Source organism: Microbacterium sp. M28 (assembly GCF_025836995.1).
Classification (GTDB): Bacteria; Actinomycetota; Actinomycetes; order Actinomycetales; family Microbacteriaceae; genus Microbacterium.
Genome location: NZ_CP107546.1, coordinates 986,712 through 1,012,799, shown reverse-complemented (window position 1 = coordinate 1,012,799; position 26,088 = coordinate 986,712). Strand labels below are relative to the sequence as shown.

At 68.8% G+C, this 26,088-nt stretch carries 27 protein-coding genes and 2 riboswitches; of the genes, 14 read left to right on the top strand and 13 right to left on the bottom strand.

Annotated features, from left to right (window positions below):
* Nucleotides 1-6: 6 nt before the first annotated feature.
* Together gcvH and gcvT are read right to left on the bottom strand one after the other, a co-directional pair.
* The gene (gcvH, locus tag OED01_RS05060; protein ID WP_264157291.1) at nucleotides 7-384 is read right to left on the bottom strand and encodes a glycine cleavage system protein GcvH; all 378 of its coding nucleotides are present in this window, start codon (nucleotides 382-384) and stop codon (nucleotides 7-9) included.
* A complete protein-coding gene (gene gcvT, locus OED01_RS05055; RefSeq protein ID WP_264157290.1) occupies nucleotides 381-1,481 on the bottom strand; it encodes a glycine cleavage system aminomethyltransferase GcvT in 1,101 nt (366 codons plus the stop codon). The genes gcvH and gcvT overlap by 4 nt, the downstream gene beginning before the upstream one ends.
* Nucleotides 1,482-1,535: 54 nt before the next feature.
* Nucleotides 1,536-1,632: riboswitch (glycine riboswitch) on the bottom strand.
* Nucleotides 1,633-1,728: riboswitch (glycine riboswitch) on the bottom strand.
* An 86-nt stretch (nucleotides 1,729-1,814) separates the two neighbouring features.
* On the opposite strand from gcvT, the gene OED01_RS05050 reads away from it, so the two are divergent.
* Nucleotides 1,815-2,318: a GNAT family N-acetyltransferase gene (locus OED01_RS05050; protein WP_264157289.1), complete on the top strand. Its 504-nt coding sequence runs from the start codon at nucleotides 1,815-1,817 to the stop codon at nucleotides 2,316-2,318.
* Nucleotides 2,319-2,321: 3 nt separating this feature from the next.
* Here the strand turns inward: OED01_RS05050 and OED01_RS05045 are convergent, their stop codons facing one another.
* Genes OED01_RS05045 through OED01_RS05025 form a run of 5 tightly spaced genes read right to left on the bottom strand, consistent with a single transcriptional unit; the run spans nucleotide 2,322 to nucleotide 7,710 of the window.
* Nucleotides 2,322-3,152: an ABC transporter ATP-binding protein gene (locus tag OED01_RS05045; protein ID WP_264157288.1), complete on the bottom strand. Its 831-nt coding sequence runs from the start codon at nucleotides 3,150-3,152 to the stop codon at nucleotides 2,322-2,324.
* Complete coding sequence (locus OED01_RS05040) at nucleotides 3,149-4,021, bottom strand: ABC transporter ATP-binding protein (RefSeq protein WP_264157287.1); 873 nt, start codon at nucleotides 4,019-4,021, stop codon at nucleotides 3,149-3,151. Before OED01_RS05040 ends, OED01_RS05045 begins: the two co-directional genes overlap by 4 nt.
* Entirely contained in the window at nucleotides 4,018-4,983 is a 966-nt protein-coding gene (locus OED01_RS05035) for an ABC transporter permease (protein WP_264157286.1), read from the bottom strand. Before OED01_RS05035 ends, OED01_RS05040 begins: the two co-directional genes overlap by 4 nt.
* Entirely contained in the window at nucleotides 4,976-5,971 is a 996-nt protein-coding gene (locus OED01_RS05030; RefSeq protein ID WP_264157285.1) for an ABC transporter permease, read from the bottom strand. The genes OED01_RS05035 and OED01_RS05030 overlap by 8 nt, the downstream gene beginning before the upstream one ends.
* Nucleotides 5,972-6,012: 41 nt before the next feature.
* The gene (locus OED01_RS05025) at nucleotides 6,013-7,710 is read right to left on the bottom strand and encodes an ABC transporter substrate-binding protein (RefSeq protein WP_264157284.1); all 1,698 of its coding nucleotides are present in this window, start codon (nucleotides 7,708-7,710) and stop codon (nucleotides 6,013-6,015) included.
* A gap of 214 nt (nucleotides 7,711-7,924) precedes the next feature.
* On the opposite strand from OED01_RS05025, the gene OED01_RS05020 reads away from it, so the two are divergent.
* The 7 genes from OED01_RS05020 (at nucleotide 7,925) to OED01_RS04990 (ending at nucleotide 15,395) form a co-directional block, all read left to right on the top strand.
* Entirely contained in the window at nucleotides 7,925-8,635 is a 711-nt protein-coding gene (locus tag OED01_RS05020) for an NUDIX hydrolase (protein ID WP_264157283.1), read from the top strand.
* 70 nt (nucleotides 8,636-8,705) lie between these two features.
* Nucleotides 8,706-10,040: a quinolinate synthase NadA gene (gene nadA, locus OED01_RS05015; protein WP_264157282.1), complete on the top strand. Its 1,335-nt coding sequence runs from the start codon at nucleotides 8,706-8,708 to the stop codon at nucleotides 10,038-10,040.
* Nucleotides 10,037-11,557: an L-aspartate oxidase gene (nadB, locus tag OED01_RS05010; RefSeq protein ID WP_264157281.1), complete on the top strand. Its 1,521-nt coding sequence runs from the start codon at nucleotides 10,037-10,039 to the stop codon at nucleotides 11,555-11,557. The genes nadA and nadB overlap by 4 nt, the downstream gene beginning before the upstream one ends.
* A complete protein-coding gene (gene nadC / locus OED01_RS05005) occupies nucleotides 11,554-12,405 on the top strand; it encodes a carboxylating nicotinate-nucleotide diphosphorylase (protein WP_264157280.1) in 852 nt (283 codons plus the stop codon). Before nadB ends, nadC begins: the two co-directional genes overlap by 4 nt.
* On the top strand, nucleotides 12,405-13,535 hold the full coding sequence (locus OED01_RS05000; RefSeq protein ID WP_264157279.1) for a cysteine desulfurase family protein: 1,131 nt from the start codon (nucleotides 12,405-12,407) through the stop codon (nucleotides 13,533-13,535). Before nadC ends, OED01_RS05000 begins: the two co-directional genes overlap by 1 nt.
* A gap of 113 nt (nucleotides 13,536-13,648) precedes the next feature.
* Complete coding sequence (locus OED01_RS04995; protein WP_264157278.1) at nucleotides 13,649-14,590, top strand: glycosyltransferase family 2 protein; 942 nt, start codon at nucleotides 13,649-13,651, stop codon at nucleotides 14,588-14,590.
* Nucleotides 14,591-14,621: 31 nt separating this feature from the next.
* Nucleotides 14,622-15,395, top strand: coding sequence for an SDR family NAD(P)-dependent oxidoreductase (locus OED01_RS04990; protein ID WP_264157277.1), 774 nt, complete (start codon nucleotides 14,622-14,624; stop codon nucleotides 15,393-15,395).
* Between the two features lie 24 nt (nucleotides 15,396-15,419).
* On the opposite strand, the gene OED01_RS04985 is transcribed toward OED01_RS04990, so the two are convergent.
* Together OED01_RS04985 and OED01_RS04980 are read right to left on the bottom strand one after the other, a co-directional pair.
* Nucleotides 15,420-16,730: an alpha-L-fucosidase gene (locus OED01_RS04985; protein WP_264157276.1), complete on the bottom strand. Its 1,311-nt coding sequence runs from the start codon at nucleotides 16,728-16,730 to the stop codon at nucleotides 15,420-15,422.
* A gap of 103 nt (nucleotides 16,731-16,833) precedes the next feature.
* Nucleotides 16,834-18,897, bottom strand: a complete 2,064-nt coding sequence (locus OED01_RS04980; RefSeq protein ID WP_264157915.1) for an ABC transporter ATP-binding protein — start codon at nucleotides 18,895-18,897, stop codon at nucleotides 16,834-16,836.
* A 165-nt stretch (nucleotides 18,898-19,062) separates the two neighbouring features.
* Between OED01_RS04980 and OED01_RS04975 the strand changes: the two genes are divergently transcribed.
* Nucleotides 19,063-20,538, top strand: a complete 1,476-nt coding sequence (locus OED01_RS04975) for a DHA2 family efflux MFS transporter permease subunit (protein WP_264157275.1) — start codon at nucleotides 19,063-19,065, stop codon at nucleotides 20,536-20,538.
* 45 nt (nucleotides 20,539-20,583) lie between these two features.
* Here the strand turns inward: OED01_RS04975 and OED01_RS04970 are convergent, their stop codons facing one another.
* The gene (locus OED01_RS04970; RefSeq protein ID WP_264157274.1) at nucleotides 20,584-20,718 is read right to left on the bottom strand and encodes a hypothetical protein; all 135 of its coding nucleotides are present in this window, start codon (nucleotides 20,716-20,718) and stop codon (nucleotides 20,584-20,586) included.
* Nucleotides 20,719-20,820: 102 nt separating this feature from the next.
* On the opposite strand from OED01_RS04970, the gene OED01_RS04965 reads away from it, so the two are divergent.
* The 4 genes from OED01_RS04965 to OED01_RS04950 all read left to right on the top strand — a co-directional run bounded on the left by OED01_RS04965 (nucleotide 20,821) and on the right by OED01_RS04950 (nucleotide 22,988).
* A complete protein-coding gene (locus OED01_RS04965; protein ID WP_264157273.1) occupies nucleotides 20,821-21,297 on the top strand; it encodes a DUF6328 family protein in 477 nt (158 codons plus the stop codon).
* Between the two features lie 49 nt (nucleotides 21,298-21,346).
* Entirely contained in the window at nucleotides 21,347-21,922 is a 576-nt protein-coding gene (locus tag OED01_RS04960) for a 1-acyl-sn-glycerol-3-phosphate acyltransferase (protein WP_264157272.1), read from the top strand.
* A gap of 123 nt (nucleotides 21,923-22,045) precedes the next feature.
* Nucleotides 22,046-22,345, top strand: a complete 300-nt coding sequence (locus OED01_RS04955; protein ID WP_264157271.1) for a Fe-S cluster assembly protein HesB — start codon at nucleotides 22,046-22,048, stop codon at nucleotides 22,343-22,345.
* Nucleotides 22,346-22,421: 76 nt separating this feature from the next.
* Nucleotides 22,422-22,988, top strand: coding sequence for a carboxymuconolactone decarboxylase family protein (locus OED01_RS04950; RefSeq protein ID WP_264157270.1), 567 nt, complete (start codon nucleotides 22,422-22,424; stop codon nucleotides 22,986-22,988).
* 74 nt (nucleotides 22,989-23,062) lie between these two features.
* On the opposite strand, the gene OED01_RS04945 is transcribed toward OED01_RS04950, so the two are convergent.
* The 3 genes from OED01_RS04945 to OED01_RS04935 all read right to left on the bottom strand — a co-directional run bounded on the left by OED01_RS04945 (nucleotide 23,063) and on the right by OED01_RS04935 (nucleotide 25,427).
* On the bottom strand, nucleotides 23,063-23,449 hold the full coding sequence (locus tag OED01_RS04945; RefSeq protein WP_264157269.1) for an SHOCT domain-containing protein: 387 nt from the start codon (nucleotides 23,447-23,449) through the stop codon (nucleotides 23,063-23,065).
* 154 nt (nucleotides 23,450-23,603) lie between these two features.
* Nucleotides 23,604-24,482 (bottom strand): AraC family transcriptional regulator, encoded by an 879-nt coding sequence (locus OED01_RS04940; RefSeq protein ID WP_264157268.1) that lies wholly within the window; start codon nucleotides 24,480-24,482, stop codon nucleotides 23,604-23,606.
* Between the two features lie 18 nt (nucleotides 24,483-24,500).
* Entirely contained in the window at nucleotides 24,501-25,427 is a 927-nt protein-coding gene (locus OED01_RS04935) for a DMT family transporter (protein WP_264157267.1), read from the bottom strand.
* 78 nt (nucleotides 25,428-25,505) lie between these two features.
* Here OED01_RS04935 and OED01_RS04930 point away from each other — a divergent pair, with 78 nt between their 5' ends.
* Nucleotides 25,506-26,087, top strand: a complete 582-nt coding sequence (locus OED01_RS04930; protein ID WP_264157266.1) for a TetR/AcrR family transcriptional regulator — start codon at nucleotides 25,506-25,508, stop codon at nucleotides 26,085-26,087.
* The last annotated feature ends 1 nt before the right edge of the window (nucleotide 26,088 follow it).

Here is a 26,088-nt window from a genome sequence, read left to right as displayed (position 1 = left end):
GCGCGATCAGCCCTCGGTCAGCGCGACGTACGCGTCGCGGTCGAGCAGACCGTCGGTCGCACCGTCGGCGACGGTCACCTTGATCAGCCACGCGTCCTCGAACGGCGAGGAGTTCAGCAGAGCCGGGTCGTCGACGACGGCCTGGTTGACCTCGGTCACGGTGCCGGCGACCGGGGCGTAGAGCTCGGAGACCGACTTGGTCGACTCGGCCTCGCCGAAGACGTCGCCGCGGCTGATCTCGGTGCCGACGGCGGGGAGCTCCACGAAGACGATGTCTCCGAGGGCGTCAGCGGCGAAATCGGTGATGCCGACGGTCGCGACATCGCCCGTCAGGGCGACCCACTCGTGCTCGTCGCTGTACTTCAGGGTGGTCAGGTCGGTCATTTCGTCCTCCGGTAGAAAGGCAGATCGGTCACGACGGCGGGGATCTTCGTGCCCCGCACATCCAGGAACAGGTCGGCGGCGAGCGCCGAGGGATCGATGTAGGCCATCGCGATCGGGTGGCCGAGCGTCGGGCTGAGCGCGCCGCTGGTGATCTCGCCGACGACGGCGCCGTCTTCGGTGACCACGGCGTATCCCGCCCGGCCTGCGCGCTTGCCCTCGGCCGACAGCCCGGTGAGGACGCGGGCGTCGGATTCCGCGGCGACGCCGTCCTTGCCGACGAACGCCTCCTTGTCGGCGGCGACGACCCTGCCGAGTCCGGCCTGCGCCGGCTTCGTGTCGAGGGAGAGCTCATGCCCGTAGAGCGGCATGCCGGCCTCGAGACGCAGCGTGTCGCGGGCGGCGAGCCCCGCCGGCACCAGGCCGTGCTGCTGTCCGGCCGCCACCACGGCATCCCAGAGCGCCGGGGCGTCCGCGGCGCGGACGAGCAGCTCGAAGCCGTCCTCGCCGGTGTACCCGGTCCGTGCGATCAGCAGCGGCACGCCGGCGTAGGTGGCCGAGGCCCATGCGTAGTACTTCTGCTCGTCCCAGGGGACCGAGACCTCGTCGATTCCGGCGGTCGCCGCGACGATCGCCTCGGCGGCCGGTCCCTGCACCGCCAGGAGCGCGTAGCCGTCCGAGACGTCGGAGACCGCGACGTCGAACGTCCCGGTGCGCTGCGGCAGCGCCTCGGCCACGGCATCCCGGTTCCCGGCGTTGGAGATGATCAGGAAGCGGTCGTCGGCGAGGCGGTAGACGATGACGTCGTCGACGATCCCGCCCGCTTCCGCGAGCACGAGCGAGTACTTCGCCTTGCCGACGGCCATGGTCGAGATCCGCCCCGCGAGCGCGTGATCGAGGTAGGCCGCGGCATCCGTTCCTTCGATGAGGAACTCGGCCATGTGCGAGATGTCGAAGAGTCCGGCGGCCTGCCGGACCGCGTGGTGCTCAGCGAGGTCCGAGGTGTAGCGCACCGGCATCTGCCAGCCGCCGAAGTCGGTGAACGATGCGCCGAGCGCTTCGTGACGCTCGCGCAGAGGTGTGTACCGAGCTGGGGTCATGGAGTTCTCCCGTGTGGATCGGAAGGATGCCGTACTGATTGCACGGTATCCGAGAACTCCCCCTCTGTCATTGGCCTGAGAGTTTCACCCGCGAGGGGCTTTCACCGTCGGCGGATCCCTCGCTGCGCGAGGCATCGCTTTCCAGAGTGGCCCGACCGGCGCGGTACGCGGTACCTGAGAGATTGGCGGGGAGGCTTGCTCCTTCGGTGCCCGGACGGCTTCACCGGGGCTCTCCCGCACGGGTCGTGGGGCCTTCTTCAGTTATGCGAACAGCATAGCCCGGAGCCAGGGCGTCGACAGCGCGATGTCGGTATCGGAGCGCATACTGGCGGCATGACCGTGCGTCTGAGGAGATGGGCCCCGTCCGACCTGCCGCTGCTGTACCGCGCCAACACACCCGAGATGACCGCGCACCTCGCCGGTCCCGAGACCGACGATCAGGTCCAGGAGCGCAACCAGAGGTACCTGCGGCTGTGGCGGGAGGGCGCGGCGCGGATGTTCGTGGTCGAGGACGACGAGGCCGCCGTCGGCGGGATCGGCTGGTGGACCACCGAGTGGGACGATCAGGACGTGCACGAGACGGGCTGGTTCATCCTTCCCGAGATGCAGGGCCGCGGCATCGGCCGCGCCGCCCTCGCCCTCCTCGTCCAGGACGTCCGAGAGCACCGCACCGAGCGTCTGCTGACGGCCTTCCCCTCGGAGGACAACCTGCCGTCGAACGCGCTGTGCAGGGGCGCCGGATTCTCGCTCGTCGCGACGCGGGAGCTCGCGTTCCGGGGCCAGACGCTGCAGACCAATGTCTGGGCGCTGGATCTCGACTCGCCTTCCGCGCCGTGAGCCTCAGCTCCCGGTCAGTTCCGCGCGCACCTCGTCACGAAGCCGCCCCATGTTCTCGGGGTCGGGCGCGGCCTCCAGGAGCGTCTTGGTGTACTCGTGCTGCGGGTTGAGGATCACCTCGTCCGCCGGGCCCCTTTCGACGATGTCGCCGCGGTACATCACGAGGATCTCGTCGCTGAAGTGCCGCGCGGTCGCCAGATCGTGCGTGATGTAGAGCACGCCGAGGTTCTCCTCGCGCTGCAGGTCGGCGAGGAGGTTCAGCACGCCGAGCCGGATCGACACGTCGAGCATCGACACCGGCTCGTCGGCGACGATGAAACGCGCGCCGGGCGCGAGCGCCCGCGCGATCGCGATGCGCTGACGCTGACCACCGGAGAGCTCGTGCGGACGGCGCTCGGCGAAGCTCTCCGCCGGGGAGAGCCGGACGCGCTCGAGCAGGTCCAGGGCCTTGGCCCGCACCTCGTCGCGCGACAGCTTCGGATGATGGATCCGCAGCGGCCGCTCGAGGTGATGAATGATCGTGTGGAACGGGTTCAGTGACGCGAACGGATCCTGGAAGACCATCTGCACATCCGAGCGGTAGCGCGCGAGAGCCCTGCCGCTCGTTCCGCTGGGGGCGCCGTCGAGCAGGATGTCCCCCGCCGTGGGCGTCTCGAGCTTCATCAGCATGCGGGCGATCGTCGACTTGCCGCTGCCCGACTCCCCGACCAGGGCGATGGTCCTGCCCGCCTCGATCGTGAACGACACGTCCTTCACGGCGTGCAGCGTCGTGGTCTTGAATCCGGACCGGAGCTTGAAGTCCTTGATCAGGTGTCGCGCTTCCAGGGTGCTCATCGTGCCTCCTCCTTCTCGGATGCCGTGATCTCGGCGCCGCTGCGCACGAAGCCGCCGCGCGCGCCCTTCAGGCTCGGGAAGCTGGAGAGCAGCTTCTTGGTGTACTCGTGCTGCGGGGTGCGGTAGATCTCCTCCGCCGTCCCCTGCTCGACGATCTGACCCTGCAGCATGACGGCGATCCGATCGCTGATCTCGATCAGCATCGGCAGGTCGTGGGTGATGAAGATCACCGCGAAGCCGAGGCGTTCGCGCAGGCGCATGATCTCCCGGATGATCCCGCGCTGCACGACCACGTCGAGCGCCGTGGTCGGCTCGTCCATGATCATGACCTGTGGATCCAGGGCGAGCGCCATCGCGATCATCACGCGCTGGCGCATGCCTCCCGAGAGCTCGTGCGGGAAGCTCGTGAGGCGCGAAGGGTCGACGCCGACCAGGCCGAGGAGCTCCTGCGCCCGCTCGGTCTTGGCCTTTCGGCTCATACCGGGGCGATGCGTGTCGAAGACGTCGAAGATCTGCGCCTTCACGCTGATGACGGGGTTCAGGGAATTCATCGCGCCCTGGAACACCATCGAGATCTTGTCCCACCGGAAGGCCCGGAGACCGTCGTCGGCGAGCGCGACGATGTCGATGTCCTCGCCGTCGCGGTCGTGGAAGACGATCTCGCCGCTGGTCATCAGCGCCGGGGCCTTGAGGAGTCTGTTCAGCCCGTACGCGAGTGTGGTCTTCCCGCACCCGGATTCACCCGCCAGCCCGAGGATCTCACCGCGGTGCAGCGTGAGCGAGACGTCGCGCACGGCCTTCACCGGCGGGTCGACCTCGTACTCGATCGAGACACCGCGAGCGGTGAGGACGGCTTCGGGGGCGGTCATGCGCCCACTCCCTTCGTCTTCGCGGCCTTGCGGACGCGGCGTGCGGCCTCGGGTGCGACGCGCAGTTTCGGGTTGATGATCTCGTCGATCGCGAAGTTGATCAGAGACAGCCCGCATCCGAGGAGTGCGATCAGGATGCCGGGCGGGATGAACCACCACCACGCTCCGGTTCCCAGCGCCTGACCGGACTGCGCGTCGTTGAGGATCGTGCCCCACGTGATCGAGTCGGTCGCGCCGAGACCCAGGTACGAGAGCCCCGCCTCGCCCAGGATCGCGAAGATGATCGCGAAGAGGAACTGCGCGGCCAGCAGCGGCAGCAGGTTCGGCAGGATCTCGACGAGGATGACGCGGAACGACTTCTCCCCCGCGACCTTCGCCGCGTACACGTAGTCACGGCTGCGCAGCGATCGAGCCTGCGTCCGCAGCACGACGGCAGCCCCGGCCCACGAGGTGATGCCGAGCACGAAGGCCACGAGCAGCCAGCTGCGCGTGTTGAAGTACGTCGCGATCACCATCGCGAGCGGAAGCCCCGGGATGACCAGGGCGATGTTGGTCACGAGCGACAGGCTCTCGTCGCGCCATCCGCCGACATAGCCGGCGAGCACTCCGAACAGCAGCGACAGGATGATCGCGATGAGTCCGGCGACGATGCCGACCAGCAGCGATCCCTGCGTGCCGTGGGCGAGCTGGGCGAACACGTCGTATCCGAGTTTGGTCGTCCCCAGCAGGTGCTCGGCACTCGGCGGCTGGAGGGCGTCGTTGCCGGAGTAGCGCGGATTCTGCGTGACGAGCGGTCCGATGATGCCGAACAGCACGATCGCGACCACGATGACGATGCCGGTGACGAGCTTGGCGGACATCGTCGGCATCATGGCGCGCCATCCGCCCCTGGTCTGCTTCTGCGTGACGAGGGCGACGGTGTCCATCGGATTGGACGTCGGTTTCGTGATGGTCTCAGACATTGTGGCGTGCCCTCGGGTCGATGTATCCGTAGACGAGGTCCATGATGAAGTTGGCGGCGAGCACCGTCAGCGTGATGACGAGGAAGACTCCCTGCATCAGTGCGTAGTCGCTGTTCTGCACGGCCTGGAACATGAGCTTCCCGATGCCCGGGTAGGTGAAGACCTGCTCCATGACGATGGAGCCGGCCACGACGAACCCGAGCGTGATCGCGAACCCGGCGATCGAGGGGATGGCCGCGTTGCGCGACGCGTACATCGTGAGGATGCGCTGCGGTCGCAGCCCTTTGGCCTCAGCGGTGGTGACGTAGTCCTCCGCGAGCGTGGACACCATCATGTTGCGCATCCCGAACAGCCAGCCGCCCACGGAGCTGATCACGATGGTCACCGCGGGCAGGATCGCGTGGTGGACGGCATCCGCGAAGAACGCCCAGCTCCACTCCGGCCCCCTCGGGAAGTCGAAGACGCTGTAGCCGCCGATGATCGGGAACCACCCGAGTCCCACCGCGAACACGGCGACGAGCACCAGCGCGAGCCAGAAGTACGGGATGGATTGGAGGATGGTCGTCGCCGGGATCAGATGATCGACCCAGGTGCCGCGCTTCCACCCGACCCACGCACCGAGCGCGATACCGAGGATGAACGAGATGACGGTCGCGACGCCGACGAGGATCAGCGTCCACGGCAGCGCCTGCCCGATGAGCTCGGCGACCGGGGTCGGATACTTCGTGACGGAGATCCCGAGATCCCCTCGGAGCATCCGACCCCAGTAGCCGATGTACTGCTCCCACATCGATGCGTCATCCGAGCCCAGCAGCAGCTTGATGTTGCGGACCGTGGTCTCCGACACCTCGCCGCCGCTGCGCTGCAGCTTGGCGATCATGATGTCGGCCGGGTCGCCCGGCATCAGACGAGGGAGCAGGAAGTTGAGAGAGATCGCGGCCCACAACGTGATGATGTAGAACCCGATCCGGCGGGCATAGTACTTCATGTCACTTCTTCGACTTCCTGCTCCCGAGCATCAGTGGGTGATCAGCCGGCCGGCTGCAGCTGCGGCAGGATGAATCCGGCCGAGACGGAGCCCCAGGACGGCGGGAACGCGTACAGGTCCTCCTCCGTCGGCCAACCCGTGAAGTCCTTCGCGTTGTAGAAGGTCTGGGTGGCGTTGATCACCAGCGGGATGTACGGGAGGTCGCGGACGATCTCGGTCTGGATCGTGGCGTACTGCTCCATCTTCACGGCCTCGTCGTTCGTCGCGTTGGCGGCGGCGATCGCGGCATCCACGGTGGGGTTGTTGTAGCGGCTGAAGTTCCAGCGGCCTGCCGGCACTTCCTCGCCGACCGGGCCGGTCGACTGGACCTCGGTGCCGCCGAGCCAGTCGCGGTAGATCTGGAACGGGTCGGCGACCGAGGTCCCGATCATGCCGCCCACGATCAGCTCGTACTGGCCGGTCTGACGCGCATCGGAGAACTCCTGCCACTGCACGGTGCCGACGTTGATGGTGATGCCGGCCTCGCCGGCCTGCTCGGCGATCAGCTTCGCGGCGTCGTTGTAGTCGGTCCAGCCGTCCACCGAGATCAGGTCGAGCTCGATCGGCGTGCCGCCCTTGCCGTACATGCCGTCGGCGTCCTTGGTGTAACCCGCGGCCTCGAGGATGGCCCCGGCGCCCGCGGCATCCGGGCTCTGCGGGCTGACCTCGTTGGCCGGGTCGGCGACCCACTTCTCATCACGCGGAAGCAGCGCGTACGTCGGCGAGATGTCACCCGTGAGATCGACGAACGCCTTCTGCTTGATCGTGCCGCGGTCGATGGCGATGTTCAGCGCCTGACGGACGGCGACGTCGGTCTGCTCACCCGTGCAGCCGAGGTCGGCGTTGGCGCAGGTGTACAGCACGGTCGGGTCCTGGGGCGTGTTGATCCAGTCGATCTTGCCGTTGCCCGTGACGGAATCGGGGTTCGGGATGAACATGCCCGCCCAGTCCAGCTCACCGGCGGCGAGCAGATCCTGTGCGGCCTGGTTGTTGTCCACCGCGATGTACTGCACGGTGCCCACGCCGAGGTCGTCCGCGTCGCGGTAGTTCTCGTTGGCGATGAGCACGTACGACTCGCTCGTGACGCTGTCGACGACGTAGGCGCCCGATCCGACCGGCTCCTCATTGGTGAAGGTCGCGAAGTCGTCGACCTCGCTCCAGACGTGCTCGGGGAGGATCCACGTGCCGCCCATGCGCTGCCACTCGGAGGTGAACTGCGGCGCGGAGTAGGTCAGCACGACGGTCGTGTCGTCCTGGGGCTCCGCGGAGACGAGGCCCTGTCCTTCGGGGTTGTTGCCCTCGTACGTGAAGGTGAAGGCGACGTCCTCCGCGGTCAGCGGCTCGCCGTCGCTCCACTTCAGGTCCGGCTTGATCTTCACGGTGATGACCGTGCCGTCCTCGTTGTACTCGTACGACTCGCCGATCATCCCCGTCGCCGGCTCGTCGGCCGTCTTGTTGAAGAAGAACAGCGGCTCGAGGATGGGCCCGAGTGCGCCGTGGAGCACGGTCGGAGCGAATGGGTTGAAGTTCGGCTCGATCGGCGTCTGGCTGCCGGCCCAGACGCGCAGCGTCGTGTCTGCGTCTCCGCCGTCGCCGGTGTCGTCGCCGCCCCCGCCCGAACAGGCGGTGAGGCCGAGTGCGAGGACGGATGCCCCCGCGATCGCCGTGATCGCGACACGGCGCTTTCCATTGCGGATCATGTGATGTTTCCTCTCGATGCTTCTCTGCTTGGAGGGTGCTGCTCGTCGTCGAGCCCCCGAAGGGGTTTGTTAGGACAGTAACCTAACAAATCCTGCAGCGCCGAGACAAGAGTCCACATCACGGGCGCGTAACGTTTCGGATTCCGACATATGACGTCGGCGGATTGATGTTCTGGTCACGGTGACACTAAGATCGTTCCCGGAGGTTAAAGTCATGGTGACCAGAACTGGGGAAGCCGACATCCGCGTCGCGGTGTCGACGGTGATCCTGACGCTGCGCCGTGGCGAGAACGGCACCCCGGTGCTGTCGCTTCCTCTGGTCCTGCGCACGAGGGACCCGCATCAGGGCCAGTGGGCTCTCCCCGGCGGCTGGCTGGTGCCGAGCGAGGGGCTCGAGCAGGCCGCGGCGCGCACGCTCGCCGAGACGACGGGTCTCGCGCCGAGCTATCTCGAGCAGCTGTACGCGTTCGGCGATGTGGACCGCTCCCCCAGCCGGGTCGTGTCGATCGTGTACTGGGCGCTGCTGCGACAGGACGAGGTCGACGCTCAGAGCGCCGCGCACATCGCGGCGGGCAACGCGCCGGAGAACGTCCGCTGGTTCGACGCCGTCGATCTCCCGCAGCTGGCCTTCGATCACAACCAGATCGTCGACTACGCGCTGTGGCGACTGCGCAACAAGGTCGGCTACAGCCGGGTCGCGCACGGCTTCCTTCCCCCGACGTTCACCCTGTCCGACCTGCGCGAGGCCTACGAGACGATCCTCGGCCGCCGATTGGATCCGGCCAACTTCCGCCGACAGGTCGAAGCGACCGGCACGCTCGTGCCGACCGACGATTTCCGTACGGGCAGCCACCGCCCAGCCCGCCTGTACCGCTACAACACCGACGTCGAGCTCGCCGATCGCGGCCCGCTCGTCTCCCGCTGAGACTCCGTATCCCGGCATCCGACCGCAACGCCCCGAACCCGACCCGAGCTCCCGAGGAAATGAGCACCCCATGAGCACCGCCTTCGTCCCCGTCTCCCGTCTGCGCACGGACCCGTCCGTCGACCACGCCATCCAGGCCATCGTCGACGGCACCAGCGTCGACGCCACCTGCAGCACCGATCTTGCGCTCGGCCCGTGGGACTTCGACACCCGCCCCGGGTACGGACCCGGCTCGTCGATGGGCGATGTGATCCCGACCGGAGCGCCCCGGCAGGGCGAGCTGCCGACGGCGTACCGCGACGCGAGCGAGGACGAGCTCCACGCGCGCATCGTCGCCGCGAAGCAGACGCTCGGCGACCGCGTGGTCATCCTCGGGCACTTCTACCAGCGCGAGGAGGTCGTCCAGCACGCCGACTACGTGGGCGACTCGTTCCAGCTCGCCACAGCAGCCAAGGGCCGACCGGATGCCGAGGCGATCGTGTTCTGCGGCGTGCACTTCATGGCCGAGACCGCTGATCTGCTCTCGGGAGCGGACCAGGCGGTGATCCTGCCGAATCTCGCAGCCGGATGCTCGATGGCGGACATGGCCGACATCGACCAGGTCGAGGAATGCTGGGAGCAGCTGGCCGAGGTGCTCGGCGATCTGGATGCCGAGGACGAAGACGGCCGCGTGCCGGTCATCCCCGTCACGTACATGAACTCCTCCGCTGCCATCAAGGGCTTCGTCGGCCGCCACGGCGGCATCGTGTGCACGTCCTCGAACGCCGCGACGGTTCTCGAGTGGGCGTTCGAGCGCGGTCGGCGCGTGCTGTTCTTCCCGGACCAGCACCTCGGACGCAACACCGCGAAGGGCATGGGCGTCGAGCTGTCGCAGATGCCGATGTGGAACCCGCGCAAGCCGCTGGGCGGATCGACCGAAGCGGAGATCGAGGACGCACGCGTGATCCTGTGGCACGGCTTCTGCTCCGTCCACCGGCGCTTCACGGTCGCCCAGATCGATCAGGCGCGCGCCGAGCGCCCCGGGGTCAGGGTCATCGTGCACCCCGAATGCCCCATGGAGGTCGTCGACGCCGCGGATGAGGCCGGTTCGACCGACTACATCCGCCGAGCGATCGACGCTGCCACCGAACCCACCACCTTCGCGATCGGCACGGAGATCAACCTGGTGCGTCGCCTGGCAGCGCAGTATCCGCAGCACGAGATCTTCTGCCTCGATCCTGTGGTGTGCCCGTGCTCGACGATGTACCGCATCCACCCCGGCTACCTCGCGTGGGTGCTGGAGGAACTGGTCGCGGGCCGCGTCGTCAACCGCATCGAGGTGACGAGCGACGTCGCCGATCCGGCGCGCGTCGCGCTGGAGCGGATGCTGGCCGCGAAGCCCCCGGTGGTTGCGAGCGCACGATGACCATCGCCGTCGTCGGCTGCGGCATCGCCGGGCTCACCGCCGCGCTGCACGCGCACGAGGCCGGGCACGCGGTCACGATCTTCGCGAAGGGTGCGCTCGGCGACGGCAGCACGCCTCTCGCACAGGGCGGCGTCGCGGGTGTGTACGGGGCCGGTGACTCCGCCTCTGCGCACGCGGAGGACACGATCTCGGCCGGCGCAGGCCTCAGCGACCCGGACGCGGTGGAGGTGCTCGTCTCGGAGGGCGCCGCCCGCATCGCCGAGCTGATCGCCCGCGGCGTCGCCTTCGACCGTGCGGATGACGGCGCCCTGCTGCTCGGACGCGAGGCCGCGCACAGCGCCGCGCGCATCGTCCACGCCGGTGGCGACGCCACCGGGGCGGAGATCGCCCGCGCCCTGACCGCGGCCGTGCGCTCGGCAGGCATCGAGATCGTCGAGAGCGCCTTCCTCATCGACCTTCTGATGACTGCCGGTTCCGTCCGCGGCATGCGGCTCCTTCTCGACGGGATCGTCGTCGAGAAGCCTGCGGATGCCGTGATCCTGGCGACCGGCGGTGCAGGACAGCTGTTCGCGCACACGACCAACCCCGTCGGCGCCACCGGCGACGGGATCGCCGCCGCGATGCGCGCCGGCGCTGCCGTGGCTGACCTGGAGTTCGTCCAGTTCCATCCGACGATCCTGGCCGACGGTGCCCCCTTCCTCATCTCGGAAGCGGTCCGCGGGGAGGGCGCGACACTGATCGACGAGGACGGACACCGGTTCTGCTTCGACGAGCACCCGGACGGCGAACTCGCTCCGCGCGACGTGGTCGCACGCGCGATCGCGCGGCGTGCGGGACGGCAGGGCGCCCCGGTCCGCTTGGACGCCTCGGCACTCGGCGCGCGGCGGCTGGCCGAGCGCTTCCCGACGATCGACCGTGTCACGAGACGGCGCGGCTTCGACTGGTCGCGCGAGGCGATCCCCGTCACGCCTGCCGCGCACTACCTCATGGGCGGAATCGTTACCGACCTCGACGGACGCACGACCCTGGACGGGCTGCTCGCCGCCGGAGAGACCGCCCGCACGGGCGTGCACGGCGCCAACCGCCTGGCCTCGAACTCGCTCCTCGAAGGCGCCGTCTTCGGCGCCCGCGCGGCGGCCGCCGCCGTCGCGCTCTCTCGTTCGTCGAGCGAGGACGGCGGAGCCGACCGAGTCGAAACGCGGGGACGGCTGTATAGCGCTGACCGCGTTTCGACTCGCTCCACGACCGAGGGCGACGGTGCACCCGCGTTCTCCCGCCGCGCGCTCCAGCAGCTGATGTGGGATCACGTCGGCCTGCTCCGCAGGGACGAAGGCCTGGCCGACGCGCTCGCCACGATCCATGCCTGGCAGTCGGCCTCCGTGTCGCCGGCCTCCCCCGCCGAGCACGAGGACGCGAACCTGCTCCTGCTCGCCGAGGCGACGGCATCCGCCGCCCTCGCGCGCACCGAATCGGTGGGCGCCCACTTCCGCGAACGTTCCCTGATCGGAGCCCGATGATCACTGCAGCCACCCTCACCCGCGTCGTCTCCGCCGCCCTCGAGGAGGACGCCCCGTGGGGCGACCTCACCAGCACGGCGCTGCTGCCCGCAGACGCGTCCGCGACCGCCGATCTGGTCGCGCGGGAAGCCGGAGTCGTCAGCGGCGGCGACGTGTTCGCTTCCGCGTTCACGCTGACCGACCCCGCCGTCACCGTCGACCTGCACGTGGGCGACGGCGACGCCTTCGTCGCAGGTGACGTCCTCGCCTCGGCATCCGGGCCGGCACGGAGCCTGCTTACGGCCGAGCGGGTCGCGCTCAACTTCGTGCAGCGCATGAGCGGGATCGCCACGCTCACCTCGACGTACGTGGACGCCGTCGACGGCACGGGCGCCCGCATCGCCGACACGCGCAAGACGACGCCCGGACTTCGCGCGTTCGAGCGGCACGCGGTGATCTCCGGCGGCGGCAGCAACCACCGGTATTCGCTGTCGGATGCCGTGATGGCCAAGGACAACCATCTCGCGGTACTCACCAGCACTGGCGCCGACCTCGCCACCGCGCTGCGTGAGGCCCTCACCCGCCTGCCGCACACGACGCACGTCGTCGTCGAGGTGGACCGGCTCGACCAGATCCCCGCGGTGCTGGACGGTGGTGCTGACACCGTTCTGCTCGACAACTTCTCGCTGGACGACCTGCGAGCCGGCGTCGGACTCATCGGAGAGCGGGCGACCGTCGAGGCATCCGGCGGCGTGAATCTCGACACCGTCCGCGCGATCGCCGAGACCGGGGTCGACGTGATCTCCGTCGGCGCGCTCACGCATTCGGCGCGGGCCCTGGATCTCGGGCTGGATCTGCGGATCGGTTGATGCTTTACCTCGACCACGCCGCGACCTCGCCCGTGCGCCCGGAGGTTCTCGAGGCGATGCGTCCGTTCCTGACCGGCGTGTTCGGCAACCCGTCGAGCCACCATACGGTCGGCGAGGCCGCGGCGAGCGCGCTCGAGGACGCCCGCGCGCGCGTCGCCCGCGCGCTCGGGATGCGGGCGGGCGACGTCATCTTCACGGCGGGCGGCACCGAGGCGAACAACCTGGCCGTCAAGGGGATCGTGCTCGCGTCGCGTCGCCGTCATCTCGTGGTGTCGCCGATCGAGCACGAGTCGATTCTCGAGTCCGCCGGCTACCTCGAACGGTTCCACGGTGCAGAGGTCACGGCCGTGCCGGTGGATGCGCACGGTCGCATCACCTCGGATGCCCTCGCCGACGTCATCCGAGAGGACACCGCCCTGGTGTCGCTGGGACACGCCAACAACGAGATCGGGACGGTGCAGGACGTCGCAGCGCTGGCCGCGGTGACGCACGCCACCGGTGCCGTGCTGCACGCCGACGCCGTGCAGTCCGCCGGGTGGCTTCCGCTGGCCGGGCTCGGCGCCGACGCCCTCTCGCTCGCCGGTCACAAGCTCGGCGCTCCCAAGGGCATCGGCGCTCTCGCCGTCCGCGGCCGCATTCCGCTCGAGCCGCTGCTGCACGGCGGCGGGCAGGAGCGCAGACGACGCTCCGGGACGGAGAACGTGGCCGGCGCCGTCGCGCTGGCCACTGCCCTCGAACTCGCCGAGGCGGAACGCGAGGCCGTATCGGCGGCGGTCGGCGACCGCACCCGCGCCTTCGTCGAGGCGGTGCTCGCGACCGTCCCGCAGGCGTCGCTCACCGGTGCCGCCGACGCCCGGCTCCCCGGCACGGCGAGTTTCACGTTCGCCGCGGTCAGCGGCGAAGCCGTCCTGCTGGAGCTGGAGCGGCGCGGCGTCGTGTCGTCGAGCGGGTCGGCGTGCGCCGCGGGAAGCGATGAGCCGTCGCACGTGCTCCTCGCCTGCGGGATCGCGCCGGAGGTCGCCCAGACGTCGGTGCGGTTCACGTTCGGCCGCACTCCGCTGCCCGCCGAAGCGCCGGCGCAGCTCGCGGCGCTGGTCGCTGATGCGGTGCGCGCCGTTTCCGGTTCATAACTCCTCACCGTTGCGAGGCGCCGCTGGCCGCTCTTGCATCATCGCGGGCTCGTCGGTTCTGTGGTCACGGACTCTGCGGAGTTGTGCACGCGCGGCGGCCCTAGACTCGGGACGTGCCCGCCCCGCTCGTCACGCTCATCGTCCCCGGTCGCGACATCGCCGCGTTCGTCCCGGCGGCCCTCGATTCTCTGCGCGCACAGACCGAACAGCGCTGGCGGGCTCTGCTCATCGACGACGGCTCGGTCGACGCCACCGGTGAGATCTTCGCCGATGCCGCGGCATCCGATCCCCGTTTCGAGGTGCTCCGACACGAACGCTCCATCGGACTGGGAGCGGCGCGCAACGTCGGGCTGGAGCGGGTCGACACCGCCTTCGTGGGATTCCTCGACGGCGACGACGAGCTGACCCCGACCGCGCTCGCCCGCCTCATCGGCACGCTCGACGACACCGGCAGCGATTTCGTCGCCGGCGCGTACGTCCGCTCCCGCCACGACCGCGGCGCGTACGTCCCCGGGCGAGTCCAGCCCTGGGTCGCCGCAGCCACGGATCCGGAGCGCCGAGGGACGACGATCCTCGAGCACCCGAAGGCGTCGGCCAACATCGTGGCGTGGTCGAAGATCAGCCGCAGCGACCTGTGGGCGGGCCTGCGGTTCCCCGAGGGCGTCGCGTACGAGGACCAGATCGTCGCGCAGCGCATGTACACCGCCGCTCGCGCCTTCGACGTGATCCCCGATGTCGTGGTCCGCTGGCGACTGCGCGCCGACGGCTCGTCCATCACGCAGGGCAAGGCGCAGCTGCCGGTGCTCCGCGACTACCTGACGGCCCTGCGCGGCGGCATCCGGGTGCTTCGGGATGCCGGGGCGCACGCCGCCGTGGCCGCTAGGCTGGAGCTCATCCTCGCGATGGACGTGCCGCCGCTCCAGGAGATCGCCGGCACCCACCCCGACCCCGCATACGCCGCGGAGGTCGCGGCGTTCACGGACGAGCTGCGGTCATACCCCGAGTTCGCCGACGCCCACCCCGACCCCGCTCTCGCGGCCGCGCTCCGCTGGTGACGTCCCTGCGCGCCCTCAACTCAGGAGACCCATGACCACGTATCTCGACTCGCTCTTCTCCCTGGCCGGCCGCACCGCTGTCGTGACCGGCGGCAGCTCCGGCATCGGCCGCGGCATCGCCACAGCCCTCGCACGCGCGGGTGCGGCCACCGTGATCGTCGCGCGCGGACAGGACCGCATCGATGCCACGGTGCGCGAGCTCACCGAAGCCGGATGCCGCGCCGCCGGTGTCGTCGGCGACCTCGGCACTCGAGCCGGCATCCACGCCGTGGCCGAGGCCGCGCCCGAACCGTTCGGCGAACCGGACATCCTCGTCAACTCCGCAGGCATCAACATCCGCCCGCCCTTCCCGGACATCACCGAAGCCGACTGGGATGCCACGATGACCGTGAACGCGCTCGCTCCGTTCCTGCTGGGGCAGCGGTTCGCGGCTGGAATGGCCGACCGAGGCTACGGCCGGCTCATCCACATCAGTTCCCAGCAGGCGCATCGCGCATTCGTCGGCAGCGGGATCTACGGCGTCTCCAAGGGCGCGGTCGAATCGCTGATGCGGTCAGAGGCCGAGGCGTGGGGCGGCACCGGCGTGACGAGCAACACGCTCGTGCCCGGGTTCGTGCTGACGCCGCTGAACGCGCGACTGCAGGAGCAACCGGACAAGGTCGCGGCGCTCGCGGCGCGCACGATGATCGGTCGCAACGGCCTGCCCGAGGACTTCGCCGGCGCCGCCGTGTTCCTCGCGGGACCGGGTTCCGCGTACGTCACCGGGCATTCGCTGTTCGTGGACGGCGGCCTGTCGGCGCACTGACGCCGACGGGCCGCCGACCCGACCTCAGCTGCGGGCGAAAGCCACGGCCGCTGGGCCGTGCGTCAGACCGGCGATCCGCACGACCCCCTCGTCGCCGTCCCGCTCCACGACCACGTCTCCGGAGAGCACGCGGACGCGATCGAGGTGGATGCCTGCCGCTCCTACCCGGTGCTCGCCCGGATCTTCCAGGAACACGATCCGCTCGGTCGGCGTCTCCCAGTCGCGCCGCCACCGTGCGTCGTCGCGCTGAACCTGCGTCGTGCGTCCGGTGACGGATGCCGCCTCGGCGACATCGCGCTTCCACTGTCCGAACCCTTCGAGCGTCCGCTGCTGCAGCTGAGGGATCTCACCCTCGGCGGTCGGTCCGACATTGAGGAGGAGTCGGCCACCCTTCGAGACGACATCCGTCCAGTGCTTGGCCAGCTGCATCGGGTCGAGGGTCTCTTTGGGGGACTCGAGCCGGTTGTACCCGAACGACCACCCCAGGCCACGGTTGTTCTCCCAGACGTCCTTGTCCTCGTTCGCCTTGCCTGCGGAGTACTCGGTTGTCGCGACGTCGTAGTAGGTACTGCCCCACCGATCGTTCACGACACCGTCCGGGTTGGCGGCGAAGTACTCGCGGAACATCTCGTGCAGTCCGTCGCGCCCGCGGTGCTTGCCGGCATCCGGCCACTCGATGTCGTTCCACAGCACATCGGGGCGGTACCGATCGATGAGGTCTCGTACGTGGGCCAACGCGTAGTAGTGGTACGCGGCGTCATTCGGCCGGAGCGTGTGCACCTCTTCGCCAGTCCGGTGCGGCGGCAGGTCGGTGATCGACCAGTCGAGACCGCCGGAGTAGTACACGCCGAATCGGATTCCCTCGTCGCGCACGGCTTGCGCGATCTCTCCGACCAGATCGCGCTGTGGACCCCGCTGCACGGTGTTGCGCGACCCGGTTCCCGGTGCGTCCCACAGTGTGATGCCGTCGTGGTGCTTCGTGGTCGGCACGACGTACTCGGCGCCGGCCCGTGCGAACAGCGCCGCCCACGCCTGCGGATCGAAGCGCTCCGCCGTCCAGCGGTCGAGGAACTCGTCGTACGGCGCGCCGCCGTACGTCTCCTCGTGGTGCTTCTGCGCGGGGCTGCCAGGGATGCGGATGGTGTTGAAGTACCACTCGGCGTACGGGTTGTGCGCGAACCACGTGTCGTCGTCCTCGACCTCGCCGAGAGCTCCGATCGGTTCGGCCCACGCCGGCACGGAGTACGCGCCCCAGTGGATGAAGATCCCGAACTTCGCACGCTCATACCATTCGGGCAGGTCGTGATCCAGATCGGTCCAGGTCTTGTCGGTCATGCAGGGTTACCGTTCTTGGCCAGAGGTCGGATGTATCTCGGCCAATCTTGCGCACTATCCCAGCTCAGGTCAAGCATCTCACCGAAAGATCCGATGTCAGGGATTACGCCTCCGGCGGCTCGACCCGCGGATCCGCAACCCCGAGCAACGGCACAGGCGAGGTGAGCGCCTCGACGGCATCCGCTGCGACCGAGTCCTCGGGAGCACGATCCGCCCGGCGCGCCGCGAGCCCGGCCGCCACGCCGCCCGATGCACTGGTGTCGGCCTCCGCGGCCTCCTCCGCGCCCACGATGCGGGACGCGGCGATCTGCTGGGCGGCGAGGTCGGCGTAGAGCCCACCAGCGGCGAGCAGTTCGGAGTGGCTGCCGGATTCGACGATCTGCCCCGCCTCGAGCACGTGGATGACATCGGCACCGATCACCGTCGACAGTCGATGCGCGATGGACAGCACCGTCCGTCCGCGCGCGGCCTCGTCCAGTGCCTCCTGCACGACACGCTCCGACACGGTGTCCAGCGCGGACGTGGCCTCGTCGAGCAGCAGGACGGGCGGATCCTTCAGCAGCACGCGCGCGATCGCGATGCGCTGCTTCTCCCCGCCGGAGAGCCGGTATCCGCGCTCGCCGACCACGGTGTCGTACCCCTTCTCGAAGCCGCTGATGATGTGGTGGATGTTGGCCGCCTCGCACGCCGCGACGAGCTCGTCCTCGATGGCGTCCGGTCTGGCGTACAGCAGGTTCTCGCGGATCGTGGCGTGGAAGAGATACGTCTCCTGCGACACGATCCCGATCTCGTCGATGATCGACTCCTGAGTGAGCGTGCGCACGTCAGCGCCGGCGAACAGCACCTGACCGGACGCCGCTTCGTACATGCGCGGTGCGAGGTACAGCACCGTCGTCTTGCCCGCGCCGGACGGGCCCACGAACGCGACGTGCTGGCCGGGCTCGGCGACGAAGGAGATTCCCTGCAGCGTGGGCGTGGCGTCCGCCGCGGCATCCGGATACCGGAAGACGACGTCGCGGAACTCCACCCGCCCGCGCGGTCCGGGCGCCTGTGCGATGCCGACGGCATCCGGCGCGTCCTGGATGGCCGGGACCAGATCGAGGTACTCGAAGATGCGCGCGAACAGGGCGGCGGAGGTCTGCAGGTCCAGCGCCACGCGCATGAGGCCCATCAGGGGCATCAGCAGCCGGGCCTGCACCGTGGTGAACGCGACGACCGTTCCCGCGGTGATGGCATCGACGCCCCCCGTGATGAAGTATCCGGCGACGAGGTAGATGATCGCCGGCACGGATGCCATCAGCACCTGGACGACCGCGAAGAACCCCTGACCGCTCATCGCCCTGCGCACCTGCAGCACGACCTGGTTGCGGTTCTCGGCCTGATACCGCTCCGACTCCGCGCGCTGCCGGTTGAACGACTTCGACAGCAGCATCCCCGAGACGCTCAGCGTCTCCTGCGTGATGCTGGTCAGCTCGCTCAGCGACTCCTGGGTCTCCCCCGCGATGCGTGCCCGCACTTGGCCGACGCGCCGCTGCACGATGATGAGGAACGGCATGATGACCACGGCGATCAGCGTCAGCCGCCAGTCGATCAGGATCATCGCGACGAGTGAGGCGACGACCGTGACCGTATTGCCGAGGATGCTCGTGACGGTGTTCGTGAGCACGCCGGAGACACCGCCGACGTCGTTCTGCAGACGGGACTGGATCACGCCGGTCTTGGTCCGAGTGAAGAACCCGAGCTCCATCTCCTGCAGGTGCTCGAACAGCTTCACGCGCAGGTCGCCCGTGACCCTGTTGCCGACGGTCGAGGTGAACCAGGTCTGCGCGACTCCGATCACCGCCGAGAGCAGGAACAGTCCGATCATGACGGCGACGAGCCGCACCAGCAGGGACAGGTCGGGTTGCGAACCGTCCACAGGGAACAGCGCATCGTCGAAGATGCGCTGCACGATCAGCGGTGGGATGACCGCGATCGCCGCACCTGCGACCACGAGGATCCCCGTGATGACGATCCGCCAGAGATACGGACGGAACAGCCCGATGACGCGATGGCCGAGCCCCCGGATACGCGGCGCCTCGGCATTCAGACGCTTCTGCGCCGCCTCATCGACCCCGCGGAACGCCGCACCGCCGCCGCGCCCACCGCCCCCGTGTCCGCCGCCCATGCTCATGCGGTCAGCCTAACGCCGGAAGAATTCTCGGGAATCGTTCAGATATCGGGAATGCGACGTCCCACCCCGTCGTTATTGTTGAGGCTTGCCCTCGAGCGGATGCCGGATCTGACGGTTCCGCCGGTGGCCGTCCGCCCGTCCTGAACGCAAGGAGACGTCATGGCCACAACCACTGGTTCCATACCCACCGCCCCCGCCAAAGCCGCACCGATGATCGCGCCCTCGGACATGCGCGTCATCTGGCTGCTGCTGGTCGCCGCGTTCGTCGCGATCCTCAACGAGACCACGATGGGGATCGCGATCCCGCACCTCAACGAGGACCTGGGCCTGCCGCCCGAGCTCGGACAGTGGCTGACGAGCGCCTTCATGCTGACGATGGCCGTCGTGATCCCGACGACCGGATTCATCCTGCAGCGCTTCACGACGCGACAGGTGTTCATCGCCGCCATGAGCGCGTTCACGCTCGGCACCCTGGTCTGCCTCGTCGCTCCGGGATTCACGGTGCTCCTCGCGGGTCGCGTGATCCAGGCCGCGGGCACCGGCGTCATGATGCCGCTGCTCATGACCACGATGATGAATGTTGTGCCACCGCAGTCCCGTGGCCGCATGATGGGCCGCGTCGGCCTCGTCATCTCGTTGGCTCCCGCCATCGGCCCGACCCTCGCCGGCGCCGTACTCGAGACCCTCAGCTGGCGCTGGCTGTTCGGCATCGTGCTGCCCATCGCCATCGTGGCCCTCGCCATGGGCGCGAAGTGGATGACCAACCTCGGCGAGACGAAGAAGGTCCCGCTCGATGTGCTCTCGATCCCGCTCGCCGCGTTCGGCTTCGGCGGCATCGTCTACGGCCTGAGCCAGTTCGGCGGCCACGGCGCCGGGGCCGCCACCACCGGTGTCGTCGCTCTCGTGGTGGGTGCAATCGCCCTCGCCCTGTTCATCTGGCGTCAGCTCATGCTGCAGCGCATCGACGACGCGCTGCTGGACCTGCGTGTGTTCCGTTCACGCAACTTCACGATCGCGGTCATCATCATGGCCATCGTGGCGCTGTCCATGTTCGGCACCCTCACGCTGCTGCCGCAGTACCTGCAGAACGTCGCCGGCCTGGACGCGCTGCAGTCCGGTCTCATCCTGCTGCCCGGGTCGGTGCTGATGGGTCTGCTCGGTCCCGTGATGGGGCGCGTCTACGACGCACGAGGCACGCGGACGCTGCTGGTGCCGGGAACCATCATGATCTCCGGAGCGCTGTTCTTCTACTCGACGGTCGGCGAGAGCACTCCGTGGTGGATGCTCGTGATCGTGCAGACCGTCATGTCGGTCGGCCTCGCGATGTCGTTCACACCGCTGTTCACAGCGTCGCTGGGATCCTTGGAGCGACGGTTCTACTCGCACGGCTCCGCCGTCCTGAACACCCTGCAGCAGGTCGCCGGCGCGGCCGGTGTCGCTGTCATGACCGTCGTCTACTCGTCGATCCTGTACGCAGGCGAGGCTGACGGGCTGTCGACGGCTGCCGCCGGCGCACCGGGTGCGCGCACCGCGTTCCTCCTGGCCGCGATCATCTCGCTGGTGGCCGTCGCGCTCGCGGGCTTCGTCCGCAAGCCGGCGGACGACGCTGGCGAGGGCTTCCACGGCGGACACTGACGGTCCTGCGTCCGTCCCGTCTCGGCGGGGCGGACGCAGCCTGTGTCACTTCTCGGTCGGCAGCACGCAGAATCCACCGCTGCAGGCACCCGCGTCGGTGTCGCCCAAGAGATCGAGTCCGATCGGCGAGACGAGCGGCTGCGCAGCCGTCGTGGCCTCTGGAGTCTGAGGATCGCTCATCCCACCATGCTACGCCCGCCTACGACCGCCGGCTCCTGCCGCAGCGGGCTCGGCGCACACAACCCCCTGGACATCCCGACGGCGCAGCTCGAGACTTCCGATATGAGCGATGTGGATGCCAAACCCGACGGTCGCGATGAGACGCCGAACGAACGCGCGGATCGCAATTGGGATGAACTCATGCAGGAGCTGCGCGTCATGCAGACCGGCACGCAAGTGCTGTCCGGTTTTCTGCTCGCCGTGGCGTTCGCACCTCGATTCACTGAACTCGACGACATCCAGCGCGCCGGTTATCTCGTGCTGGTGGCCCTGGCCGCGCTCGCGACGATCCTCGCCCTGGCCCCGGTCGGCCTGCACCGCGCATGGTTCGGGATGCACCGCAAACCCGACCTCGTCCGCTTCACCTCGCGCATCGTGAAGGCGGACCTCGCCGTCATCGGTCTGCTGAGCGTCGGGGTCACGACGCTCATCTTCGACTTCGTGCTCGGGCGGGCAGGATCGCTGACGGTGCTGCTGATCGCGAGCGCGATCGTCCTGGTCATGTGGGTGCTGCTGCCCCGGCTGGCGAATCGACGATGAACGCCTCCGCATACCCGGCGCTGCATATGCGTTCGCATACGGTTGTCTGATGCTCAAGCGCCTCCTGTCCCGCCTGTACTGGACGTTCAGCCGCTGGACGCTGGCCGGGGCGTCCGCGCCGGATCGCCCCACGATCCTCATCGGCGCGCCGCACACCTCCAACTGGGACTTCGTCCTGATGCTCGCGATCGCGTGGCGCCTCGGAATCGACGTGCACTGGCTCGGCAAGAAGAGCCTCTTCCGAGGCTGGAGAGGGCCGATCATGCGCCGACTCGGCGGCATCCCCGTCGATCGCGCCGATCCCGGTCGCGTCGTCGCGGACGTCATCGAGCAGGTGGATGCCGGGACGGTGTTCGGCCTCGTGATCACGCCGGACGGCACACGGGGCGGCAACGAGTACTGGAAGAGCGGCTTCTACCGGATCGCCAGGCAGACGGGGATTCCGGTCACGCTCGGCTTCGTCGATCGCACGACCATGACCGCCGGTCTCGGGCCGACCGTCGCGCTCACCGGCGACGTCGCCGCGGACATGGACCGCATCCGCGAGTTCTACGCGGACAAGGCCGGGGTGCGCCCCGATCGGCGTACGGAACCCCGCCTGCGTGAGGAGACCGTAGCCGATTGATCCCCACCAAGGTGGGAGAACCCTCCGAGTCACCATCAGGGGGTTGAAGCGCGCCACGTCGTCCGGAATCGTGGCCCGGACATGCCCCGACCGGGGTGTGTCCGCGAACGGAAGGAGAGCGTCGTGCTCACCCTCACCGACAATGCAAACGCCGTCGTCACGACCATCGTGACCGGCCAGGAGAACGGGGACGACGCCGGTCTGCGGATCGAGTCCGCTCCGGCTCCCGGCCCCAACGGAGAGGCGCGCTTCGCCGTGCACGTCGTCCCCTCCCCCGAACCGGCCGATCAGATCATCGAGGCGGCCGGCACCCGGGTCTACCTCGAGACCGCCGCCGCGGAGGCTCTCGCCGACAAGGTGCTCGATGCCGGCGTCGACGGCGAAGGCACCGTCAGCTTCACGATCCTGCCTCAGCCCGCCTGATGCTCTTCCGCCCGGTGCGCCGGGCGAGTAACGTCCGTCCTGACCGGTGTCCGCATCGGCCAGGACGGACGTTGCTGTGATCATCACTCCTCCGTCGGCGGAGACCGCCAAGGGCCACGTCGCCGACATGTACGCCGAAGACATCGAAGACGACGGGTTCGTCTTCGCCCATACGCAGGCGATGGCGCTCAACCCCGACGCGCATCTCGCCTTCGAGCAGTTGGTCCGTGCTGTGGTGCCCTCGATCGGGCTGAGCGTGTACGAGGCAGCGACCCTCGGCGCTGCGCAGGCCATCGGATCCACGCACTGTCTGCTCGCACACGGGCGCAAGGCGCTGCGGGCCGGCGTCATCGATGAGGACGGACTCCTCGCCTTCGCGCACGGCGACGACCGTCGGTTCTCCGAGGCCGAGCAGGTCGTGATCCGGTACGCCAGAAGGCTCTCGACGGACGCCGCCGAGATGTCGGATGCGGACACCCAGCAACTCCGCGACGCGGGCTTCAGCGATCGGCAGATCGTCGACATCACGCTGGCCGCCGGCGCTCGCAACCTCTTCAGCCGGTCGTTGCTGGCGCTGGCGGTGCCCGTCGACGAGGTCCCCGGTCTCGCACCGGCGCTGGCCGAGGCGCTCACGGCATCCTGAGCGCGCGGAAAACGAAACCGCCCCCTCGCCGACGATGTCGACGAGGGGGCGGTCCGATCAGCCTCGGATGAGGATCAGCGCAGGGCCTTGGCCTTGAGCGCCTCGAACTCCTCCGTCGTGATGGCGCCGGACGTCAGCAGGTCCTTCGCCTTCGCGATCTCGTCGGTCGGGCTCGCGCCCGCGACCTGCTGGATGTACGCGTCGGTCGAGGCCTTCGCGGCCTGCGCCTGAGCTGCGTAGCGCTCGGCCATGCTGCCGCCGCGGGCGATCAGGTAGACGAGGACCGTCAGGAACGGCACGAAGATCAGGAAGATGATCCACAGCGCCTTCCACCCTCCACCGAGCTTGCTGTCGCGGAACAGGTCACCGATCACGGCGAACAGTGCGTACAGGTACGACACGAACGCGAAGACGAGGATGAACCACCAGATGATGTCCCAGAATGATGCCCAGAAGTTCATGGGTGTGTGCCTTTCTTTGGATGCCGCCGTCACGGCACATGCGATGCCGCCGTTACGGCGGGCCTCTGGAACCGTACTGCCTCAGCGGGGATCCGTGTGAGATTGACGCGGCATGGTCACCCGTTGTGGGTGACCATGCCGCGGATTCCCGCGGTCAGGCGCGCTCCACCGGCAACCACAGCTCGCACGTCGCGTGCGTCTCGGTCAGCTCGAGGTAGCGCACGATCGACGGTCCGGGGCGCAGACGCCACGGGTTCGACGGGAACCATTCGGTCGCCGTCGCGGCCCACAGCCGCTGCAGGGTCTCGGGGAACGGTCCGCTGGAGGCGAAGACCGCCCAGGACCCGGCCGGCAGTGCGATCGTATCGAGATCGTCCGGCACGGGAGTGCCGTCTGAGACGGCCACGCCGTGCAGGTACGTGAGGGGTGTTCCTTCCGCGGCATCCGGATCCGGTCCGTCCGAGACGGCCAGGATGCCGGCGGGGTCGGTGTTTCCGAGCTCCTTCAGCCGAAGATGCTCCTGCGGAGCGAGCGAGGCGATGTGCGCCTGGATGTGCGGGTTGACGCCCTCGTGGATGAGGGGCACCTCGACGGCGTGGCCGACGAGCGTGAGTGCTGGGCGGTCGATGATGCTGACGTCCATGGGGATTCTCCCTTCGACGCTCAGACGGAATCTGAGCGTGGGTTGTGTGCGGAGAGGACCGCCGTCTCGGCGCACCTGCGCCGGTGCCGTGTCGTGCACGGCACGGAACGCCCGGCCGAAGGCCTCGACAGAGCTGTAGCCGTGACGCACGGCGACGGCCAGCAGGTCCGGCGCGCCGGAGACGAGCTCCGCCGCCGCACGCGTCATGCGCCGCCGCCGGATGTACTCCGACACGGGCATGCCGGCGAGCGATGCGAACATGCGCCGCAGGTGGTATTCCGTCGTGGCGTGCGCCCGCGCGAATTCCGCGATGTCGATGTCGTGTCCCGGATCGACCTCATCGAGACTGTCCTCGATCCGGTCGATCAGAGCGTTCAGGGTGCCGATCATGCGGTCCTCCTTTCGTCATCAATGCTCGTCGGATGCCGGCGGCGCCGCCCGATCATCCGTGCCCGAAGCGATCGGTACGAGCGCGTGGCGTCGCCGCATCCCGATGACGACCCCGATGGTCACCAGCGGGGTCCCGATGATATGCGACGCGCCGATCTCGCCGATACCGAGCAGAGCGGTGGTCGCGAGCGCGCCCACGGGGACCAAGCCGGCGAAGAGGCCCGCGCGATCGGGGCCGAGCCGGTGCAGCGCGTCGTACCAGAGCAGGAACGCCAGCGCGGTCACGATCGCGCCGAGGTATCCGAACGCCAGCGCTTCGGACGGGGTGGGCAGACGCAGCGAGTCCGTCCCGTCCACGACGATCCCGACGAGAACCAGCGGCACCACCGCCAGCACGGCCGGGTAAGCGGCGACGCGCAGGGCTCCGAGCTTCGGCAGCAGCGGAACGGCGAGCAGTGAGAAGGCGACCTCGCTGAGCAGGGCGCCGAACGAGAGCAGCACCCCATATGGGCTCGCACCCCCGAATCCCGCGGCGATGAGCACGCCGACGGCCACGATCGCCGCCGACCCGATCAGCCGCATCGACGGTCGGCGCCGTTGCAGGATCGGTCCGGTGATCGCGAGCACGATGGGCACCGCCCCGACGATGCTGCCGATCATCGCCGGACTCGCGTGCCGCGTCGCCTCGACGAGGAAGACGTTGAATCCGACCAGCCCGGTGGCGGAGAGGGCGAGCAGCAGCATCGCATCTCGAGGTGTCAGGCGCACGCGCGGCAGTCGAAGCGACCGCAGGACCAGCAGCAGGATGCCGGCGGCGAGTGCATAGCGCAAAGCCTGACCGAGCAGGACCGGATAGTCGGCGATCGTCGCGGAGACGGCTGCGGAGGTGCCGACGAGCAGCATGGCGGCCGCGGCCCCCGCTGCGGCTGAGTTGGTCGATCTCATCTCCGGCTCCGATCCATAACTGCAACATCAATGTTGCCGTTATATCAGAAATGGAGACAAGGCTGTATGGTTTTGTTCATGACGAACTCGACTCCGCGACCGCTGCGAGCAGACGCCGAGCGCAGTGTGCACGCGATCCTGGAGGCGGCGGAACGGGTGCTCTCGGCGGATCCGAACGCGCCGATGGAGAAGATCGCGCTGGCTGCGGGCGTCGCCCGGACGACCATTCATCGACGATTCGACAGTCGGCTGGCTCTGATCGATGCTCTGGCACTGTCCGCCGCGGAGCGGCTCGCCCATGCCATCGACGACGGACGCCCTGACACCGCCCCGCCGCTCGTCGCGTTGCACCGGATCACCGCCAACGTGCTCGAGGTGAAGGGCGCATGGGCATTCGCGCTCGGCGTGCCCGCTGAGGCCGGCAGCGCGGCGGCGGAGCTCCACGACGATATCGCACGGCTGTGTCTCGTCGTGCTCGAGCGCGCGCAGGCGGCTGGTGTCCTGGACGAAAGCACCGACCTGCTCTGGGCGCGAAGCGTGTACTACGGACTGCTGTCAGCTACGCTGCAGTCACCGCCAGAGGATGCCGAACTCGACGTCGATGCGCTGGCGTCCCGGATCGTCGACACGCTCCTTCACGGCGTATCGCGAAGCGAATGAC

What these genes read in the sequence shown, in the direction of transcription:
- gcvH (WP_264157291.1), bottom strand. Translation starts at nt 384, where the DNA reads ATGACCGACCTGACCACCCTGAAGTACAGCGACGAGCACGAGTGGGTC.
- gcvT (WP_264157290.1), bottom strand. Translation starts at nt 1,481, where the DNA reads ATGACCCCAGCTCGGTACACACCTCTGCGCGAGCGTCACGAAGCGCTC.
- OED01_RS05050 (WP_264157289.1), top strand. Translation starts at nt 1,815, where the DNA reads ATGACCGTGCGTCTGAGGAGATGGGCCCCGTCCGACCTGCCGCTGCTG.
- OED01_RS05045 (WP_264157288.1), bottom strand. Translation starts at nt 3,152, where the DNA reads ATGAGCACCCTGGAAGCGCGACACCTGATCAAGGACTTCAAGCTCCGG.
- OED01_RS05040 (WP_264157287.1), bottom strand. Translation starts at nt 4,021, where the DNA reads ATGACCGCCCCCGAAGCCGTCCTCACCGCTCGCGGTGTCTCGATCGAG.
- OED01_RS05035 (WP_264157286.1), bottom strand. Translation starts at nt 4,983, where the DNA reads ATGTCTGAGACCATCACGAAACCGACGTCCAATCCGATGGACACCGTC.
- OED01_RS05030 (WP_264157285.1), bottom strand. Translation starts at nt 5,971, where the DNA reads ATGAAGTACTATGCCCGCCGGATCGGGTTCTACATCATCACGTTGTGG.
- OED01_RS05025 (WP_264157284.1), bottom strand. Translation starts at nt 7,710, where the DNA reads ATGATCCGCAATGGAAAGCGCCGTGTCGCGATCACGGCGATCGCGGGG.
- OED01_RS05020 (WP_264157283.1), top strand. Translation starts at nt 7,925, where the DNA reads ATGGTGACCAGAACTGGGGAAGCCGACATCCGCGTCGCGGTGTCGACG.
- nadA (WP_264157282.1), top strand. Translation starts at nt 8,706, where the DNA reads ATGAGCACCGCCTTCGTCCCCGTCTCCCGTCTGCGCACGGACCCGTCC.
- nadB (WP_264157281.1), top strand. Translation starts at nt 10,037, where the DNA reads ATGACCATCGCCGTCGTCGGCTGCGGCATCGCCGGGCTCACCGCCGCG.
- nadC (WP_264157280.1), top strand. Translation starts at nt 11,554, where the DNA reads ATGATCACTGCAGCCACCCTCACCCGCGTCGTCTCCGCCGCCCTCGAG.
- OED01_RS05000 (WP_264157279.1), top strand. Translation starts at nt 12,405, where the DNA reads ATGCTTTACCTCGACCACGCCGCGACCTCGCCCGTGCGCCCGGAGGTT.
- OED01_RS04990 (WP_264157277.1), top strand. Translation starts at nt 14,622, where the DNA reads ATGACCACGTATCTCGACTCGCTCTTCTCCCTGGCCGGCCGCACCGCT.
- OED01_RS04985 (WP_264157276.1), bottom strand. Translation starts at nt 16,730, where the DNA reads ATGACCGACAAGACCTGGACCGATCTGGATCACGACCTGCCCGAATGG.
- OED01_RS04980 (WP_264157915.1), bottom strand. Translation starts at nt 18,897, where the DNA reads ATGGGCGGCGGACACGGGGGCGGTGGGCGCGGCGGCGGTGCGGCGTTC.
- OED01_RS04975 (WP_264157275.1), top strand. Translation starts at nt 19,063, where the DNA reads ATGGCCACAACCACTGGTTCCATACCCACCGCCCCCGCCAAAGCCGCA.
- OED01_RS04970 (WP_264157274.1), bottom strand. Translation starts at nt 20,718, where the DNA reads ATGAGCGATCCTCAGACTCCAGAGGCCACGACGGCTGCGCAGCCGCTC.
- OED01_RS04965 (WP_264157273.1), top strand. Translation starts at nt 20,821, where the DNA reads ATGAGCGATGTGGATGCCAAACCCGACGGTCGCGATGAGACGCCGAAC.
- OED01_RS04960 (WP_264157272.1), top strand. Translation starts at nt 21,347, where the DNA reads ATGCTCAAGCGCCTCCTGTCCCGCCTGTACTGGACGTTCAGCCGCTGG.
- OED01_RS04945 (WP_264157269.1), bottom strand. Translation starts at nt 23,449, where the DNA reads ATGAACTTCTGGGCATCATTCTGGGACATCATCTGGTGGTTCATCCTC.
- OED01_RS04940 (WP_264157268.1), bottom strand. Translation starts at nt 24,482, where the DNA reads ATGATCGGCACCCTGAACGCTCTGATCGACCGGATCGAGGACAGTCTC.
- OED01_RS04935 (WP_264157267.1), bottom strand. Translation starts at nt 25,427, where the DNA reads ATGAGATCGACCAACTCAGCCGCAGCGGGGGCCGCGGCCGCCATGCTG.
- OED01_RS04930 (WP_264157266.1), top strand. Translation starts at nt 25,506, where the DNA reads ATGACGAACTCGACTCCGCGACCGCTGCGAGCAGACGCCGAGCGCAGT.